We start from the raw sequence: 16,632 nt of genomic DNA, 5'->3' as shown, positions 1-16,632 counted from the left end.
CAGGCCAGGGGGTAGCGACTGTTTAGCAAAAACACAGGGCTCTGCTAAGTCGGCTTCAAGACGACGTATAGGGCCTGACGCCTGCCCGGTGCCTGAAGGTTAAGTGGAGGAGTGCAAGCTCTGAAATGAAGCCCAGGTAAACGGCGGCCGTAACTATAACGGTCCTAAGGTAGCGAAATTCCTTGTCGGGTAAGTTCCGACCTGCACGAATGGCGTAACGACTTCCCCACTGTCTCCAGGACATGCTCAGCGAAATTGAATTCTCCGTGAAGATGCGGAGTACCCGCGGTTAGACGGAAAGACCCCGTGCACCTTTACTGCAGCTTCAGAGTGGCATTAGGAAAGAACTGTGTAGCATAGGTGGGAGGCTTTGAAGCGTTGGCGCCAGCTGACGTGGAGCCATAGGTGAAATACCACCCTGTTGTTTTCTGATGTCTAACCTCGATCCATGAAACTGGATCAGGGACCCTCTGTGGCGGGTAGTTTGACTGGGGCGGTCGCCTCCTAAAGAGTAACGGAGGCGTGCGAAGGTTGGCTCAAGACGGTTGGAAACCGTCTGTTAGAGTGCAATGGCATAAGCCAGCCTGACTGCGAGACTGACAAGTCGAGCAGAGACGAAAGTCGGTCATAGTGATCCGGTGGTCCCTCGTGGAAGGGCCATCGCTCAACGGATAAAAGGTACGCCGGGGATAACAGGCTGATGATTCCCAAGAGCTCATATCGACGGAATCGTTTGGCACCTCGATGTCGGCTCATCACATCCTGGGGCTGGAGCAGGTCCCAAGGGTTTGGCTGTTCGCCAATTAAAGTGGTACGTGAGCTGGGTTCAGAACGTCGCGAGACAGTTTGGTCCCTATCTGCCGTGGGCGTCGAAATTTGAGAGGAGTTGACCCTAGTACGAGAGGACCGGGTTGAACATACCTCTGGTGTACCTGTCGTTCCGCCAGGAGCGCAGCAGGGTAGCTATGTATGGACGGGATAACCGCTGAAAGCATCTAAGCGGGAAGCCTCCCTCAAGATAAGATTTCATAGGACGGTCGAAGACCACGACCTTGATAGGCTGGATGTGGAAGTGCGGTAACGCATGGAGCTAACCAGTCCTAATTGTCCTATTCGCGCTTGAAGAGTCCCACCATCAATGACAGCGCTGGTTCAGCCGGCGGTTGATGTGGATATTGTTCTTCAGCCTTTAAGGTGCATCGATTTGAAATCCCCTTTGCGAATACACCGGCTTCATTGCTTGGTGGCTATAGCGTCTGTGACCCACTCGATCCCATCCCGAACTCGAACGTGAAACCGGACTGCGCCGATGGTACTATCGTCTAAGCGATGGAAGAGTAGGTCGTCGCCAGGCATTGCAGCCGGTGTAAATCGCACAGGAAAACCCATTCACATGTCGAGCCGCAAGGCGCCCTATTCGGGGTGCCGAGCGGCTCAACCGCTTTGGCGCGGGGTGGAGCAGCCCGGTAGCTCGTCAGGCTCATAACCTGAAGGTCACAGGTTCAAATCCTGTCCCCGCAACCAACGCCGAATATCGACGCCGTCTCAGGATATCCTGGGGCGGTTTTTTTGTGTCCGGCGATGTTGGGGGCGGGTCTGGACCAACGTCGTCGCCGGATCGGCCGCGAGGCGGCTTGTCGGTACCGCTGGCCGGCGGTACTTCCGTGCGTGAACGACACGGATCCGATCGCGATGACCCGCCACCGTATCTTCACGACCAGCGTCGCCAGCGTCTACCCGCACTATCTCGCCAAGGCCGAGAAAAAAGGACGCAGCAAGGCCGAGGTCGATGCCATTCTGTGCTGGCTGACCGGGTATAGCCACGCGACGCTCGACGAGCAGTTGGTGCGCAAGGTCAGCTTTGAGGCGTTTTTCGCCCAGGCGCCGCGCATGAACCCAGCGCGATCGGGCATCACCGGCACGGTCTGCGGCATCCGGGTGGAGGACGTCGAAGAGCCGACGATGCGCGAGATTCGCTATCTCGACAAGCTGATCGACGAACTCGCTAGGGGACGGCCGATGGCGAAGATTCTGCGTCAGACTGATGCCGACAACTGAGCCGGGCTGAGCGCCTTACCGTCGCTTGTTAAGGGCCGTCAGACGCGCCGCATCGATGAGCGGCAGACAGGGGAGCGGCAGCCGGGCGCCGCACGCTCCCCCCGCGGCCTAGCCCTTCATTTCTTCCAGTTCCTTGCCTTTGGTTTCGATGATGAACTTCTGCACAAGGAAGAAGCTGATCAGCGCGGCGACGGCATAGAAGCTGTAGGTTACGGCCAGCCCGAGTCCTGCCGCCATGACCGGGAAGCTCTGCGCGATCAGATAGTTGGAGAACCACTGTGCGAAGCCGCACACCGCCAGCGCCGAACCGCGCAGCTGGTTGGGAAACATCTCACCCAGCATCACCCACATGATCGGCCCCCAGCTGACGTTGAAGAAAATCACGTAGAGATTGGCGGCGATCAGCGCGAGGATGCCGAGCTGTTCGTTGAGCTGCAGATTGCCATCGGCGTCGAGCGTGCCGTTGCCGAACGCATAGACCAGCGCAAACAGCGTAACGGTCATCCCCGCCGATCCGATCAGCAGCAGCGGCTTGCGCCCGATCTTGTCGACCAGCGCGACGGTCACGAGGCAGGCGAGGATCGATACCACACCCGAGACGATGTTGATCTGCAGCGCCTGATCCTCGGTGAAGCCGCCCAGCTGCCACAAAGTCGCGCCATAGTAGAAGATGACGTTGATGCCGACGAGTTGCTGGAACACCGCGAGCAGCAGGCCGGCCCACACGATCGGGCGCACGCCGCCCTTCACCGGATCGAGCACGTCGCGGAGCCGTGGGCGGTGGTCGGCGGAGAAGCTGGCCTGGATCTCGACCAGCTTGCGTGCGGCGGTATCACGGCCGAACAGGCTGGTAAGCACGCGCGTCGCTTCGTCGAACCGTCCCTTCGCCACCAGATAGCGCGGGCTTTCCGGGATGAAGAACAACGCCACCAGGAACACCGCAGCCGGGATCGCCTGCATCCAGTACATCCAGCGCCATGCCTGATATCCGCCCCAGAACGGATTGGTCGATGCGCCCGCGGTGGCCGCGAGATAATAATTGACGACAAACGCCGCGGTCAGGCCCGAGATGATCATGATCTGCTGGATCGTCGTCATCCGCCCGCGGATATTGGCGGGTGCGACTTCGGAGATATAGGCCGGCGACAGTACGCTCGCCGCACCGACCGCCATCCCGCCCATCATCCGCGCCGCGACGAACAGCCACTGGACCTCGCTAAACCCCTGGACCAGCGCACCGATCAGGAACAGCACCGCGGTCAGCATCATCACCTTGCGCCGCCCCATCAGATCGGCGAGGCGCCCGGCCAGGAAGGCGCCGACGAAGCAACCGATCAGCAACGATCCGACGGTAAAGCCGAGCCCGGAATCGCTGAGCGCAAAGGTCGATTTAAGACCGTCCTGTGTGCCGTTTACTGCGCCGCTGTCATAGCCGAACAGCAGTCCGCCGATCGTCGCCACCGACACGATCGCGATGATCAGCCCGATATTGGCGCGGTTGCCCGTCTCATCCATCCCCATGCTCCTGTTCGTGGACGGCATTTCGCGTCCTTATTGTGTTAGCGGTAACCTTTGGCCGCAATCGGCGAGCAATTGCAAGCGCCGAGCGGTGCGGGCGATCAGGACGCGGCGCGGTGGTGGCGTACGCCGACCGCGATACGGGGAGTGGGGGGGGCGGCGGTCGATTCGCGTACGATCAATTCGTGGGCGAATACCTGTTCATGCATGGCATCGACCGGATCGCCTGCCTTGAGCCGATCGAGCAGCATGGAGATCGCGGTTTCCGCCATCTGGGCGATCGGCTGGCGGATCGTCGTCAGTTCGGGCCAGACATTGGTGGCGATGGCGGTATCGTCGAAGCCGACGATGCTGATGTCATCGGGTACGCGCAGCCCCTGGCGGTGCGCCACGCCGATCGCGGCCGCGGCCATGTCGTCGTTGCAGGCGAAGATCGCGGTGGGCCGCGGCGCACGGGCGAGCAGGCGTTCGGCTGCAAAGGTTCCCGAGCGAAAGGTGAAATATCCCTGTTCGACGCGGGCTTCGGCGGGGTCCAGCCCGGCCTGCTCGAGCGCGGCGACGAAGCCGCGGAAACGCTCGCTGCTGGCGAGCTGGTTGGGATGCCCGCGGATGAATGCGATTTCGCGATGGCCCAGTTCGAGCAGGTGACGGGTCATCGCCTGGGCCGCATCGAAATCGTCGATGCGGACGTTGAGGCTGCCGGGCGAAGGGCGTCCCATCGCGATCGCCACCGACGGGATCTCGGCGGCATCAAGCTCGGCGCGGACCGGCGCGGATTCGGACAAGGGCGGCGGCAGGATGACGCCCTGTACCCCGGCACCGGCAAACTGGCGCGTGGCCTCGGCCTGCTCATCGGCGCTTTCGCCTTCGCACGGCTCGAGCACGAGATGGCATCCCGCGCGGCGCGCGCCGGCGAGCGCGCCGATCAGGAACTGGCTGAGATAAGCGGCCGACGGGTTGGAATAGAGCAGCCCGATCTGCGTCGCATCGCCCGCTGCGAGCGTCCGCGCAGCGGTATTGGGCTTGTATTGCAGGTTCTCGATTGCATCGAGCACCGCCTGGCGCTTGTCGGCGCGGACATTGCTGTTGCCGTTGACCACGCGCGAGACGGTCATTGCCGAAACGCCCGCGGCTTCGGCGACGTCCTTGACGGTCACGCCGCGTTGCCGCCTCCGTGCTGATCGCATGCACCTTCCTCCTGGCACTGCGATATTGCGCGACCGCGCACTTGGCAATCGACAGCTGGAACCGGTTGCAATCAGGCGGCGCAATGCTCGGCGATGAAGGCGCGGTGGTCGGGCATATAGTCGGCGGAATTGGCGATCGCGGTGCGGATCTTGGCGAGCCGCTCGCGCGTGTCGGCAAGCGACCAGACGTCCGCGACCGGATCGTGCGCTGCCGGACGCAACATCTGGCCGAGCATCACCGCGAACCAGCTGGTGTCGTTGAACAGTTCCTCATTCTCGCGGAACACGCGGCCATGCGCGGCGAACACCCGGATCTTCTCGGCCAGGCGCTCGGGGATCGCCATCGTCCGGCACGCTTCCCAGAACGGCGTGTCGTCGCGCTGGGTGACGTGGTAATGCAGGATCAGGAAGTCGCGGATCTCCTCATATTCGGTGGTGAGGATGCGGTTGTAGCGATCGCGCGTCGCAGCGTCGAAATCGCGATCGGGAAACATCGCCATCAGCCGCGCGATGCCACTCTGCACCATCCACAGGCTGGTCGATTCAAGCGGCTCCATGAATCCCGACGCGAGCCCGAGCGCGACGACGTTGCGTTCCCAGAACTTTGCCCGGTGACCGGTACGGAACGGGACATAGCGCGGTTCGGCGAGCGGCGGCCCGTCGAGATTGGCAAGCAGCACTGCCGTCGCCTCGTCGTCGCTGATATGGCTGCTGGCATAGACATGGCCGTTGCCGATGCGATGCTGCAGCGGGATGCGCCATTGCCATCCCGCCGCCCGCGCGGTCGAACGCGTGTAGGGCGCCAGCGTCGCGACGCTTTCGCACGGTACCGCCACCGCGCGGTCGCAGGGCAGCCAGTGCGACCAGTCGATATGCTCGACGCCCAGCGCTTGGCCCAGCAGCAGCGACCGAAAGCCCGAGCAATCGATGAACAGGTCCGCCTCAATCCGCGTACCGTCTTCGAGCAGCACCGCTTCGACATGGCCGTCGCCGCCGCGCAATCGCACTTCGACGATGCGGCCTTCGCGGCGGACGACGCCGCGCTCCTCGGCATAGCTGCGCAGATAGGCGGCATAGAGCCCGGCATCGAAATGATAGGCATAGGCGATGTCGGACAGCGGCGAGCGCCCGGCATCGATCGAGCGCATGAACTTGCCCTCGCGCGCGGCCATCGCCTGCAGTGACCAGTCATCGATCGACGGCGCCTCGCCGGCGCGGTGCAGCTTCAGCCAGTGCGCGTGAAACGAAACGCCGCCCATGTTGACGCCGTAATGGCCGAACGGGTGGAAATAGCGGTGGCCCCGGCGGCCCCAGTCGACGAATTCGATGCCGAGCTTGAAACTGCCCTGGGTGCGGCGGATGAAATCGTCCTCGTCGATGCCGAGCATGCGGTTGAAGGTCGCCATTTGCGGGATCGTCGCTTCGCCCACGCCGACGATGCCGATCTCGTCGGATTCGACCAGGGTGACCGCGGCATAGTCGCGGCCGAGAATCCGCGCGAGCGTCGCCGCGGCCATCCACCCCGCGCTGCCACCGCCGATTACAGCGATGCTGCGGATGCGGCGGTCGCCCTCGGCCCGGTCGTGCGTCACGCTCGTCATGCCCTCTCCTGCTGCGACGATGCAGCGCATTCATGCGCCGTCGGAACCGCCCAAGCCCCGGAGATAAAGGTATCGGTATCGTGCGCGCAATTCAACGCGCCGCCGCGCGCGAAAAGCGCTTGCGTCAAATCACGAAATCGATAAGCTGGTAGCGATAACAAGGCGCGACCGGGAAACGGCCGCCGCACACAGGGAGTAGGGGCATGAAGGGAATCACGCTCGAGCCGTGTCACGATCTGACGAAGATCGGGCGGATCGCGTTGCGCGGCGGATGTTCGGCGCTGGCAATGGGGGCGTTTCTGGTTGCGGCGCCGGGCCATGCGCAGACCCTGCCGGCCAATGAATCGACCGAGGCGGCGCAGACGACGACGGTACAGGAAGAAGACGAGATCATCGTCACTGGGTACCGCCAGTCGCTGCAGAGCGCGCAGGACATCAAGCGCAATTCCGACGTCATCGTCGATTCGATCACTGCCACCGATATCGGCGCCTTGCCCGACCGTTCGGTGACCGAGGCGCTGCAGCGCATTCCGGGCGTGACCATCAACCGCTTCGCCGCCGGCGTCGATCCCGACCATTTCTCGGTCGAGGGATCGGGCGTGGTGGTGCGCGGGCTGACCTATGTCCGGTCGGAATTCAACGGGCGCGAGGCGTTCAGCGCCTCGAACGGGCGAGCGTTGAGCTTCGCCGACGTGCCGTCCGAACTGCTCGGCGGCGTCGATGTGTTCAAGTCGCCATCGGCGGACCGCATCGAAGGCGGCATCGCCGGCGTCGTCAACTTGCGCACGCGCAAGCCGTTCGACGCGACCGGGCTGGTCGTGGCCGGCTCGCTCGAGATGAATTATGGCGATTTCATCAACAAGGGCGCGCCGACCGGATCGATCCTGTTCAGCGATCGGTTCAGCACCGGCATCGGCGAGATCGGGATTCTTGGCAGCGTCGTCTATTCGCAGCTGTTCTCGCGCGCCGACCGCCTGCAAATCTCCAGCTTCCGCCAGCGCAATCTCTATTCGGACGGCGACGTCAATCAGAATGGCGACGCCTCGATCGTCGGCCCGGTGCTGTTCCCGCGCGGCGCGACAATGGGCACGCAGGAATTCGACCGTCAGCGCCGTGGCTTCGCCGGTGCGCTGCAATGGCAGAGCCCCGACGGATCGATGGAGGCGGTGTTCCAGTTCCTGCGGTCCGACGCGCGGCAGGCATGGACCGAACGCAATATCGAGATCGCCACCGACAACGTCTCGGCCAACGGCGATTCGCGCCGGGTCGAGGGTACGGAGCTGGAATTCGACGATGACGGATTGTTCGATAACGGCCTGATCACCGGTCCGACCGGCTGGCGCGCCGACCAGTTCACGGCCGATCCCCGCACGCCGATCCTGGGACTGCAGAGCAACAATATCCGCCGTGACCATTATGAAAAGCTGGTCACCGAGGATTACGGCTTCAATTTCAAATGGGACGTCAGCGACCGCATCGGCATCGTCTTCGACTATCAGCATGTCGGATCGTCGGGCTATGTCATCGACAACGGCCTGTGGATGTCGTCGTACCAGAACGTCTTCATCGATCTGGACGGGTCGAACCTGCCGACGGTCGAGTTCCTGCCGCCGCAGGTGTGCAGCGGCCCGGCGCAGAATTCGACCTGCGATGGCGCCCCGGGATCGCAGAACAGCCCGACCTATTTCGGCGCCGGGCACACCAGCTTCACCGATCCGTACAACAGCTTCTATCGCTCGGCGATGGACCATATCGAGGACAGCACCGGCGATTCGGATGCGCTGCGCCTCGATGCCGAAATGGCGTTTCCCGAAAGCGGCTTCCTGCAGGCGATCCGCGTCGGCGCCCGCTATGCCGATCGCCAGCAGACCAACCGCTTCTCGACGTACAATTGGGGCCGCTTGTCGGAGCAATGGGGCAATGACGGCCCGGTCTGGCTCGACGACAATGTTGATGGCGTGCCCGGCGGCAACGGAGGGTCGCCCGCGGGCAATTACGAGCCGTATTTCTTCCCGCAATTCTTCCAGGGGCAGGTCGGCAATCCGATGGTCGGCGACGGACGGCTGTTCTATTCGCAGGATACCGCTCGCAATTACGAAGACTATGTTGCGTTCGGACGCCGAATCAACAGCGAGTGGGAAGCGCCGGTGGTGGGCCCCGACGGCGTGACGCGGCGCGGCTGGAACGGCCTTGCCGGGCGTTTCGGCACCGTCGATGGCGGTCCGTTCCTGCCGGGCGAGATCAATCCGCTGCGCGAGGAGAATATCGCCGCCTATGCGATGGCGCGGTTCGACACCGAATTCGGCAACGGCATGAAACTGAACGGCAATGTCGGCCTGCGCTATACGAAGACCGATCGAACCTCCGTGGGCGGGGTGGCATTTCCGTACCCGGGGGATTCCTTTCCGACCGAGGAACAATGCAACGTCACCGACAACATCCCCAATTTCTGTTTCCTGTCGCCCGAAGAGCGGCAGGCTGCGCGGACGATTTCGGATAACGCTTTCACGCCCTCGACCGCCAAGCTCAGCTATGAATACTGGCTTCCCAGCGTCAACGTGAAGCTGGAGGTGGGCGACGGCATCCAGTTCCGCGGTGCCTATTTCAAGGGGGTGAGCCCGCCGGCTACCGGCCTGACGCGCAATTTCTTCAACGCGTCGTTCGGCCCGGTCGCCAATGTCGACGAGAACGGCAACATCATCCCGCAGAGCTTCCGGCTGCAGGGGACGTTCGGCATCGGCAATCCCTATCTGTTGCCGGTCGAAGCGGACAATTTCGACCTTACCGCCGAATGGTATTTCGACGATGTCGGGCAAATCACCGTTTCGGGCTTCTACAAGCGGCTCAAGAACGTTCTGACCAACTCGACGACGCGGCAGGACGTCACCAACAACGGCGCGACGGTGTCATCGGTGATCTCGCAGCCGATCAACGCCGACGGAATTGGCGAGATCAAGGGGGTCGAGGTCGCCTATCAGCAGACCTACGACTTCCTGCCGGGGATCTTCAGCGGGCTGGGGCTGCAGGCCAACTATACCTACATCGAATCGACCGGCGTGCCGCAAAGCACCTTGTCGGAAACCGATCCCGATGTCGGCGCGGGCCGCGTGACCACGGTCGATCTGTCGGCACTGCCGCTTCAGGGTCTGTCGAAGCATGCCTTCACCGTCACGCCGTTCCTCGACATCGGCAAATTGTCGATGCGGGCGTCCTATTCGTGGCGTGACGATTTCCTGCTGACGATCCGCGACGTGATCTTCCCCAACGACCCGATCATCAACAAGGCGGGCGGGCAAGTCGATGCGTCGATCTTCTATGACATCACCGAAAACTTCAAACTCGGCGTGCAGGCGGTCAATCTCAACAACCAGGTGACCAAGACCACCGCGGTGGTTCAGGACGTCGATGGCGGAACGCGCGAAGTGCCGCGCGGCTGGTACATCAACGATCGCCGCTTCACGCTGGCCGCACGCTTCAACTTCTAACCCGGCTCCGGTCCCCCGGACCCCTCGCGCCGCCGATCCTCGTGGTCGGCGGCGCTTCTTTTTAGCCCGGGCGCAGTGTCAGGAAGATGTTGGCGGTCAGGCGTCCGCGACGGGGATCGGACGATAGCCGCGAAGGATCGCCGATCCGCCCCGAGTGCAGCAGGCAGCTGCGATAGACGATCAGGCGGTCGAACGCCGCATCGACGCTATAGGCCATGTCGAACCCGGCATCGCTTGCCACGATATAGCCGTCGCCGTCCGCATCGCGCGCCCGCGCTTCATCATAGGCAGGCAGCCGGTCGGCGGACAGCGTCTCGAACCCGGTGGCGCGATGGCGAAAGAAGGCGGTGCCGCCATGTTCGGGACCGCAAAGATAATGGAGGATCGCGAATTGCCACGGATCAACGGTGTCGATGTGCGGCGCGCGCTGGCTGGCGTGCAAGCGATCGGGCGGCAGCGTCACCAGCGAGAAGTTACATTCGGCGCGGCGCAGTTTCGCGCGCGGTAGCGCGAAGCCGTCGATGAGCACCGGCAACAAACTGCGCGCCACCGCTTCGACATAGTCGAGCGGGGCAGGGGCGCGGACGCCCGGATAGCCGCCGGCGGCTCCGTACGCTGGAGCGAATGCTGCGCTCGTGGCAGCAGCGACCAGCCGCATTGGATCGGCGAGGACGCGATCGAGGATCAGCAGCGGTTGACGCTCCACACCGATCTCGTGCCGGGTCGCTGTGCATGCCGGGTCGAGCGGATGGCGGTTCATCGGCATTGCGGCGCAGCTTTCGCCGCCCACGACCGCGCGGACAAGCCCTTCGCATTGACAATCGCGCGCATGTGACGATGATAGCGTTACCAGCGAGCAGTGCCAACTGCCGACAGGAGAGAGCATGATCGGCCGCGATACTGATGATTCCAGCGCGCGTAATCCCTGCGCGGGTGCGCACCTGTGAGCCGCGGCGTGAGCGGCGGCCTCCCGATCGACCGTCGCAGCCTGTTGCAGACGGCGGCGCTCGCCGGCGCTGCTGCGCTGGCACCCAGGGTAGCGCGTGCCGCTCAGGAGCCGGGGCTTGATGCGATCGCGCAGGCAAGGGGGCTGCGCTTCGGATCGGCATTCGCCTGGAGCCGAGCAGGCGCCGATGCCGGGTCGTTCGCCAATCCTGCCTATGCCGGGTTGCTCGAGCGCGAGTGCGGCGTGCTGGTGCCCGAGAACGAATTGAAATGGCAGGCCATGCGGCCGTCCGCCGAGAGCTTCGCGCCCGAGCGGTTTGATGCGATGATGGCCTACGCCAAGGCGCAGGCGATGCCGGTGCGCGGGCATACCTTGCTGTGGCATTATGTGCGCTGGTTTCCGAAATGGCTCAACGAACATGACTTCGGCGATCGTCCGGCGCGCGAGGCGGAGCGGTTGCTGACCACGCATATCGATACGCTGGCCAGGCGCTATGGCAACGCGATCTACAGCTATGACGTGGTCAACGAGGCGGTCGACCCCGATACCGGGGGCTTGCGCGAAACCGTGCTGTCGAAGGCGATGGGTGGGGCGGAGTCGGTGCTCGACCTCGCCTTCCGTACCGCGCGCGCGGCGGCGCCGCATGCCGAGCTGGTCTATAACGACTATATGAGCTGGGAAGCCGGCAACGAGCGCCATCGCGACGGCGTGCTGCGGCTGCTCGAGGGGTTTCGCAAGCGCCAGACGCCGGTCGATGCGCTGGGCGTCCAGTCGCACATCAAGATCGCCGAAGCGACGCCGTCGATCGCCGCGCTGGTCGGGCAGCTGACGCCCGAATGGCGCCGCTTCCTCGATGCGGTGACGGGGATGGGCTATCGTCTCGTCATCACCGAGTTCGACGTGCGCGATCCGGGGCTGCCCGCCGCGATCGGCCATCGCGACCGCGGCGTGGCCGATTTCGCCGGGGCCTATCTCGACCTGATGTTGTCCTATCCGCAGCTGAACGATGTCCTGGCATGGGGGATGAGCGATCGGTTCAGCTGGCTGCGCGGGTTCGAGCCGCGTGCAGATGGCGCGGTGACGCGCGGTTGTCCCTATGATTCCGAACTGCTCTCCAAGCCGCTGCGCACGGCGATCGCACGATCGCTGGCGGCGGCGCCGGTGCGTGCACCTGCCCCGGTGCGCGGCGCATGATCGGGTGGCGGGCGATCGCGGTCGGCGCGATGCTGCTATGCCCGGCTGGCGCGGCCGCGCAGGACTGGACGACCAGCTGGGCGACGTCCTCGATGGCGATGGTGGACGAGAACGTCCTGCCGCCGGGCGAAGGGCCGGTGACGGTCGAGCAGACCGTGCGGCTGTCGGTCGGGGGCGAGCGGATGCGCATCCGGCTGACCAATCGCGACGGCACGCAGCCGCTGGCGATCCGCGAGGTATTGCTGGCACCCGAGGGAGAAGGGGCGGGCCGGCCAGTCACCTTTGGCGGGGAGGCGTCGGTACTGATCCCGGCGGGCGCCGAGTTCGTGTCCGATGCGGTCTCGATGAAGGCTCTGGAACTCGGCCGCGTACGCGTCCGGCTGCGCTTCGATCGGCCGGAGCAGGCGACCGGCCATCCCGGTGCGCGCGCGACGACGCGCGTGCGCTTCGGCGACGGCGCCTCGGTCGAGGTGACGCAGTGGTTCCATATCGCTGCGATCGACGTCGCAGGGCCGGCGGCAGGCACCGTCGCGATCCTCGGCGATTCGATCACCGACGGCTATGGCGTCGTGACCGACAGCGATGGGCGATGGAGCGATTATCTGGCACGGCGGCTGGAAGCGCTGCCCGGGCCGATGCGCATCGGGGTCGCCAATCTGGGGATCGGCGGCAATCGCCTGCTGCGCGACGGGCTCGGCCCCAACCTGCTCGCCCGGATCGATCGCGAGCTGTGGTCGCTCGAGAATGTCGACAGCCTGATCGTGCTGATCGGCGTCAACGATCTCGGAACGCTGACGCGCGAGGCACCGGTGCCCGAGGCGCAGCACCGTGCGCTCGTGGCGGACATGCTCGGCGGGTATCGCCAGCTCGTCGCGCGCGCGCGCGGCGCGGGCATTCGCGTGCTGGGCGCGACGATCCTGCCCTATGCAGGATCCGGATACTATCATCCCGACGCCATCAACGAGGCCGATCGCCAGGCGATCAACGCCTTCATCCGTGCGCCCGGCAATTTCGACGCGGTGATCGATCTCGACGCGGCGATGAGGGATCCGCAGCGGCCGACCTATCTGCGGGCCGATCTCGATTCGGGCGACGGCCTGCATCCGTCCGACGCGGGCTATCGCGCGATGGCCGATGCGGTGCCGCTCGACCTGCTCGTGCAGGATTGATCGTATCCTGCAAAACTCTCTTCGAAAAGGAACGACCATGCCAGGTGAACCCCAGCGCGGCCGCCGCGTCGATCGCCGTCGTGCCCTGTCGCTGCTGAGTTCGGCGGCGGCGGGGGCGATGCTGCCGGCCGGTGTCGTCGGTGCGCCCCGCGGCCTGCAGGCGCCTGCCTATCGCGATCGCCGCCGTCCGGTCGCCGAGCGCGTCGCCGACCTGATCGGCCGGATGACGATCGAGGAAAAGGTCGGGCAGATGATCGCGCTGTGGGCGACCAAGAGCGAGATCATGGATGGGTTGGGCTTCGACCCCGCCAAGGCGAGCGCCAGCTATCCAAACGGCTTCGGCCAGATCACGCGTCCGTCGGACAAGCGCGGCGCGCCCGGCGCCGGCGACGCCGCGGGGGGCACCGCCGCCAACTGGCGCACCCCCGACGAGACGGTGGCGTTCATCAACGCCGTCCAACGCTGGGCGACCGAGCAGACGCGGCTGGGCATCCCGGTGCTGTTCCACGAGGAATCGCTGCACGGCTATATGGCGACCGACGCGACGATGTTTCCGCAGGCGATCGCGCTGGCGGGCAGCTTCGACACCGGCCTGATGCGCGACGTCCAGTCGGTGATCGCGCGCGAGGTTCGGGTACGCGGGGTGCCGTATGTGCTGTCGCCGGTCGTCGACATCGTCCGCGATCCGCGCTGGGGCCGGATCGAGGAGACGTTCGGCGAGGATCCCTATCTGGTCGGCGAGATGGGGGTCGCCGCGGTCGAGGGATTGCAGGGACCGGGCAAGTTTGAGAGGCTGGCGCCCGGCAAGGTGTTCGCGACGCTCAAGCACATGACCGGCCACGGCCAGCCCGAAAGCGGCGTCAATGTCGGTCCTGCGCAAATCAGCGAGCGCGAGCTGCGCGAGAATTTCTTCCCGCCGTTCCGCGAAGTGGTCGAGCGCACGTCGATCGGCGCGGTGATGCCGAGCTATAACGAGATCGACGGCGTGCCCAGCCACACCAATGGCTGGCTGTTGAACGACGTGCTGCGCGGCGAATGGGGCTTCGGTGGCATCGTCGCCAGCGATTATGGCGGCGTCAACGAACTCGACACCATCCATCACGTCGCCGCCGACCTCGAGGAAGCCGCGCGACAGGCGCTGGCAGCGGGCGTCGATTGCGAGCTTCCCGACGGGATGGCCTATCGCACGCTGGTCGGGCAGGCCAAGGCGGGGAAGGTCGATCCGGCGCTGATCGACCGCGCCGCGGGGCGGATGCTGGCAATCAAGTTCCGCGCGGGGCTATTCGAAAATCCCTATGGCGACACGCGTGCGGCACAGCGCATCACCGGCGATCGCGCGGCGCGCGCGCTGGCGCTCACGGCGGCACGCAAGTCGCTGTGCCTGCTCACGAACGACGGAACGCTGCCGCTGGCCAAGGCTGGCGGGACGATCGCGGTGATCGGGCCGAACGCGGCGATCGCCCGGCTCGGCGGCTATTCGAGCGTGCCCAAACAGGCGGTGTCGCTGCTCGACGGCATCCGCGCGCTGGTCGGCAAGCGGCGGCGGATCGTCACCGCGCAAGGGGTGTTCATCACGCAGAGCGAGGACCGTTCGGCCGACGAGATCCTGCTCGCCGACCCCGAGCGCAACCGCGCGCTCATCGCCGAAGCGGTGGCGGTGGCACGCGATGCCGAGGTGATCGTGCTGGCGATCGGCGATACCGAACAGACCAGCCGCGAGGGCTTTGCCAAGGATCATCTCGGCGACCGCACCGATATCGACCTGGTCGGTGAGCAGAACGAGCTGTTCGCGGCGCTCAAGACGCTGGGCAAGCCGATCGTCGTCACCGCGATCAACGGCCGTCCGCCGAGCTGGCCGCTCGTTGCCGAGCAGGCCAGCGCCATCCTCGAATGCTGGTATGCCGGGCAGGAAGGCGGCACCGCGATCGCCGAGGCACTGTTCGGTGAGGTAAATCCGGGTGCCAAGCTGCCGGTGACGGTGATCCGCAACGAGGGACAGGTGCCCTATTTCTACAACCACAAGCCGTCGGCGCGGCGGGGCTACTTGTTCGACGATATCGCGCCGCTATGGCCGTTCGGACATGGCCTGAGCTACACCCATTTCGAGGTCGCGGCGCCGGTCCTGTCGGCGGCGCGCATCGGGCCGGACGGCACCGTTACCGCCAGCATCGACGTGGCCAATGTCGGCGACCGCGCCGGCGACGAGGTCGTCCAGCTCTATATCCGCCGCGTTTCGGCATCGGTGACGCAGCCCGTGCTCGAGCTCAAGGGCTTCGAACGGGTGACGCTCAAGCCCGGCGAACGGCGCAACGTGCGCTTCACACTCGGCCCCAAGACCTTCCGGCTGTGGAACAAGCAGATGCGCGAAGTCGTCGAACCGGGTAGCGTCGAAATCCTGAGCGGGCCAAGTTCGGCGTCGCTCAAGGGGACGATGCTGCAGATCGGATGAGGCGGGAATGCTGCGATTGACGGATTGCGCCGAAAAGCCGGTGGTCGGCTTCGGCGAATTGCTGCTGCGGTTGTCGCCGCCGACCGGGGAATTGCCGCTTCAGTCGCCGCACCTGGCGGTGCATGTCGGCGGCGCCGAAGCCAATGTGCTGGTCGGGCTCGCACGGCTGGGGCACGCCACGCGACTGGTCAGCGCGGTGCCTCCCGGACCGGTCGGCGATGCGGCGCGGGCGGGCGTGGCGCGCTGGGGAGTCGATATCGGCCACGTCGCCACGGCCGATGGCCGGATGGGCCTGTATTACTTGATTCCCGGCGCTGGGCTGCGCGCTTCCGAAGTCGTCTACGACCGCGCCGGATCGGCTTTTGCCGAACGGGAAAGTGGGGCGTGGGACTGGGATGCGGCGCTCGCCGGTGCGGGGCATTTGCACCTGTCCGGGATCACGCCGGCGCTCGGCGAGGCGGCCTGTGCAGCGACGCTGGCGGCGGCGCGGGCGGCGCGGGCGCGCGGCATGACCGTGTCGTTCGACGGCAATTATCGCGCGAAACTGTGGCAGCGCTGGGCAGGCGATCCGGTGACCAGCCTGCGCGCGCTGGTAGCCGAGGCCGATATCCTGTTCGGCGACCATCGCGACATCGCGCTGCTGCTCGGCACGCCGGCGTCCCCGGACGACGCGGTGGCGGCAGCGTTCGAGGCGTTTACCAACCTCACCCTGATCGCATCGACGACGCGCGAGGTGGTCGATGCGCGCCACCATCGCATCGCCGCGCGCGTCGATCTGCGCGGCGGGGAGGCCGGACGCGCCGGGCCGGTAGCGCTGACCGACATCGTCGATCGCATCGGTGGCGGCGATGCGTTCGCGGCAGGTGTGCTGCACGCGCTGATCGAGGGTGAGGATGCCCAGGGCGCGGCAATGGCCGGGCTCGGCCTTGCAGCGCTCAAGCATAGCCTGATGGGCGACGCCAGCCTGTTCACCCGCGCCGATCTCGCTGCCTTTTCGCTGACCGGCGGCGACGTCCGGCGCTAGC

General features: G+C 65.2%; 10 protein-coding genes, 1 tRNA gene and 2 rRNA genes (1 of these 13 only partly in view). 9 read left to right on the top strand and 4 right to left on the bottom strand.

Annotated features, from left to right (window positions below):
- The 4 genes from FHY50_RS09580 to FHY50_RS09565 form a co-directional block, all read left to right on the top strand.
- A 23S ribosomal RNA gene (locus tag FHY50_RS09580) occupies positions 1-1,124 on the top strand (it extends 1,669 nt beyond the left edge of the window).
- A 115-nt stretch (positions 1,125-1,239) separates the two neighbouring features.
- Positions 1,240-1,354, top strand: a 5S ribosomal RNA gene (rrf, locus tag FHY50_RS09575).
- 93 nt (positions 1,355-1,447) lie between these two features.
- Positions 1,448-1,524 (top strand) — tRNA-Met (locus FHY50_RS09570).
- 168 nt (positions 1,525-1,692) lie between these two features.
- On the top strand, positions 1,693-2,058 hold the full coding sequence (locus tag FHY50_RS09565) for a DUF2200 domain-containing protein (protein ID WP_140048232.1): 366 nt from the start codon (positions 1,693-1,695) through the stop codon (positions 2,056-2,058).
- 108 nt (positions 2,059-2,166) lie between these two features.
- Here the strand turns inward: FHY50_RS09565 and FHY50_RS09560 are convergent, their stop codons facing one another.
- The 3 genes from FHY50_RS09560 to FHY50_RS09550 all read right to left on the bottom strand — a co-directional run bounded on the left by FHY50_RS09560 (position 2,167) and on the right by FHY50_RS09550 (position 6,364).
- Positions 2,167-3,573, bottom strand: coding sequence for a sugar porter family MFS transporter (locus FHY50_RS09560; protein ID WP_140048231.1), 1,407 nt, complete (start codon positions 3,571-3,573; stop codon positions 2,167-2,169).
- 104 nt (positions 3,574-3,677) lie between these two features.
- Positions 3,678-4,763, bottom strand: coding sequence for a LacI family DNA-binding transcriptional regulator (locus FHY50_RS09555; RefSeq protein WP_140048230.1), 1,086 nt, complete (start codon positions 4,761-4,763; stop codon positions 3,678-3,680).
- Between the two features lie 71 nt (positions 4,764-4,834).
- Positions 4,835-6,364: a tryptophan halogenase family protein gene (locus FHY50_RS09550; RefSeq protein ID WP_140048229.1), complete on the bottom strand. Its 1,530-nt coding sequence runs from the start codon at positions 6,362-6,364 to the stop codon at positions 4,835-4,837.
- 203 nt (positions 6,365-6,567) lie between these two features.
- Between FHY50_RS09550 and FHY50_RS09545 the strand changes: the two genes are divergently transcribed.
- Positions 6,568-9,849: a TonB-dependent receptor gene (locus FHY50_RS09545; RefSeq protein ID WP_140048228.1), complete on the top strand. Its 3,282-nt coding sequence runs from the start codon at positions 6,568-6,570 to the stop codon at positions 9,847-9,849.
- A 61-nt stretch (positions 9,850-9,910) separates the two neighbouring features.
- Here the strand turns inward: FHY50_RS09545 and FHY50_RS09540 are convergent, their stop codons facing one another.
- On the bottom strand, positions 9,911-10,609 hold the full coding sequence (locus FHY50_RS09540; RefSeq protein ID WP_208402827.1) for a DUF6445 family protein: 699 nt from the start codon (positions 10,607-10,609) through the stop codon (positions 9,911-9,913).
- Positions 10,610-10,804: 195 nt separating this feature from the next.
- Between FHY50_RS09540 and FHY50_RS09535 the strand changes: the two genes are divergently transcribed.
- From FHY50_RS09535 to FHY50_RS09520, 4 genes are read left to right on the top strand one after another with little or no spacing between them, the layout of a single operon-like run.
- Entirely contained in the window at positions 10,805-11,989 is a 1,185-nt protein-coding gene (locus FHY50_RS09535; protein WP_140048226.1) for an endo-1,4-beta-xylanase, read from the top strand.
- Complete coding sequence (locus FHY50_RS09530) at positions 11,986-13,158, top strand: SGNH/GDSL hydrolase family protein (RefSeq protein ID WP_140048225.1); 1,173 nt, start codon at positions 11,986-11,988, stop codon at positions 13,156-13,158. The genes FHY50_RS09535 and FHY50_RS09530 overlap by 4 nt, the downstream gene beginning before the upstream one ends.
- Before the next feature lie 37 nt (positions 13,159-13,195).
- Positions 13,196-15,607: a glycoside hydrolase family 3 N-terminal domain-containing protein gene (locus tag FHY50_RS09525; protein ID WP_140048224.1), complete on the top strand. Its 2,412-nt coding sequence runs from the start codon at positions 13,196-13,198 to the stop codon at positions 15,605-15,607.
- A gap of 7 nt (positions 15,608-15,614) precedes the next feature.
- A complete protein-coding gene (locus FHY50_RS09520) occupies positions 15,615-16,631 on the top strand; it encodes a sugar kinase (RefSeq protein ID WP_140048223.1) in 1,017 nt (338 codons plus the stop codon).
- Position 16,632: the final 1 nt, after the last annotated feature.

The sequence above is a fragment of the Sphingomonas japonica genome, from assembly GCF_006346325.1.
Classification (GTDB): domain Bacteria; phylum Pseudomonadota; class Alphaproteobacteria; order Sphingomonadales; family Sphingomonadaceae; genus Sphingomonas; species Sphingomonas japonica.
The sequence above is the reverse complement of the archived record's forward strand: the minus strand, read 5'-3'. Positions and strand labels throughout refer to the sequence as shown.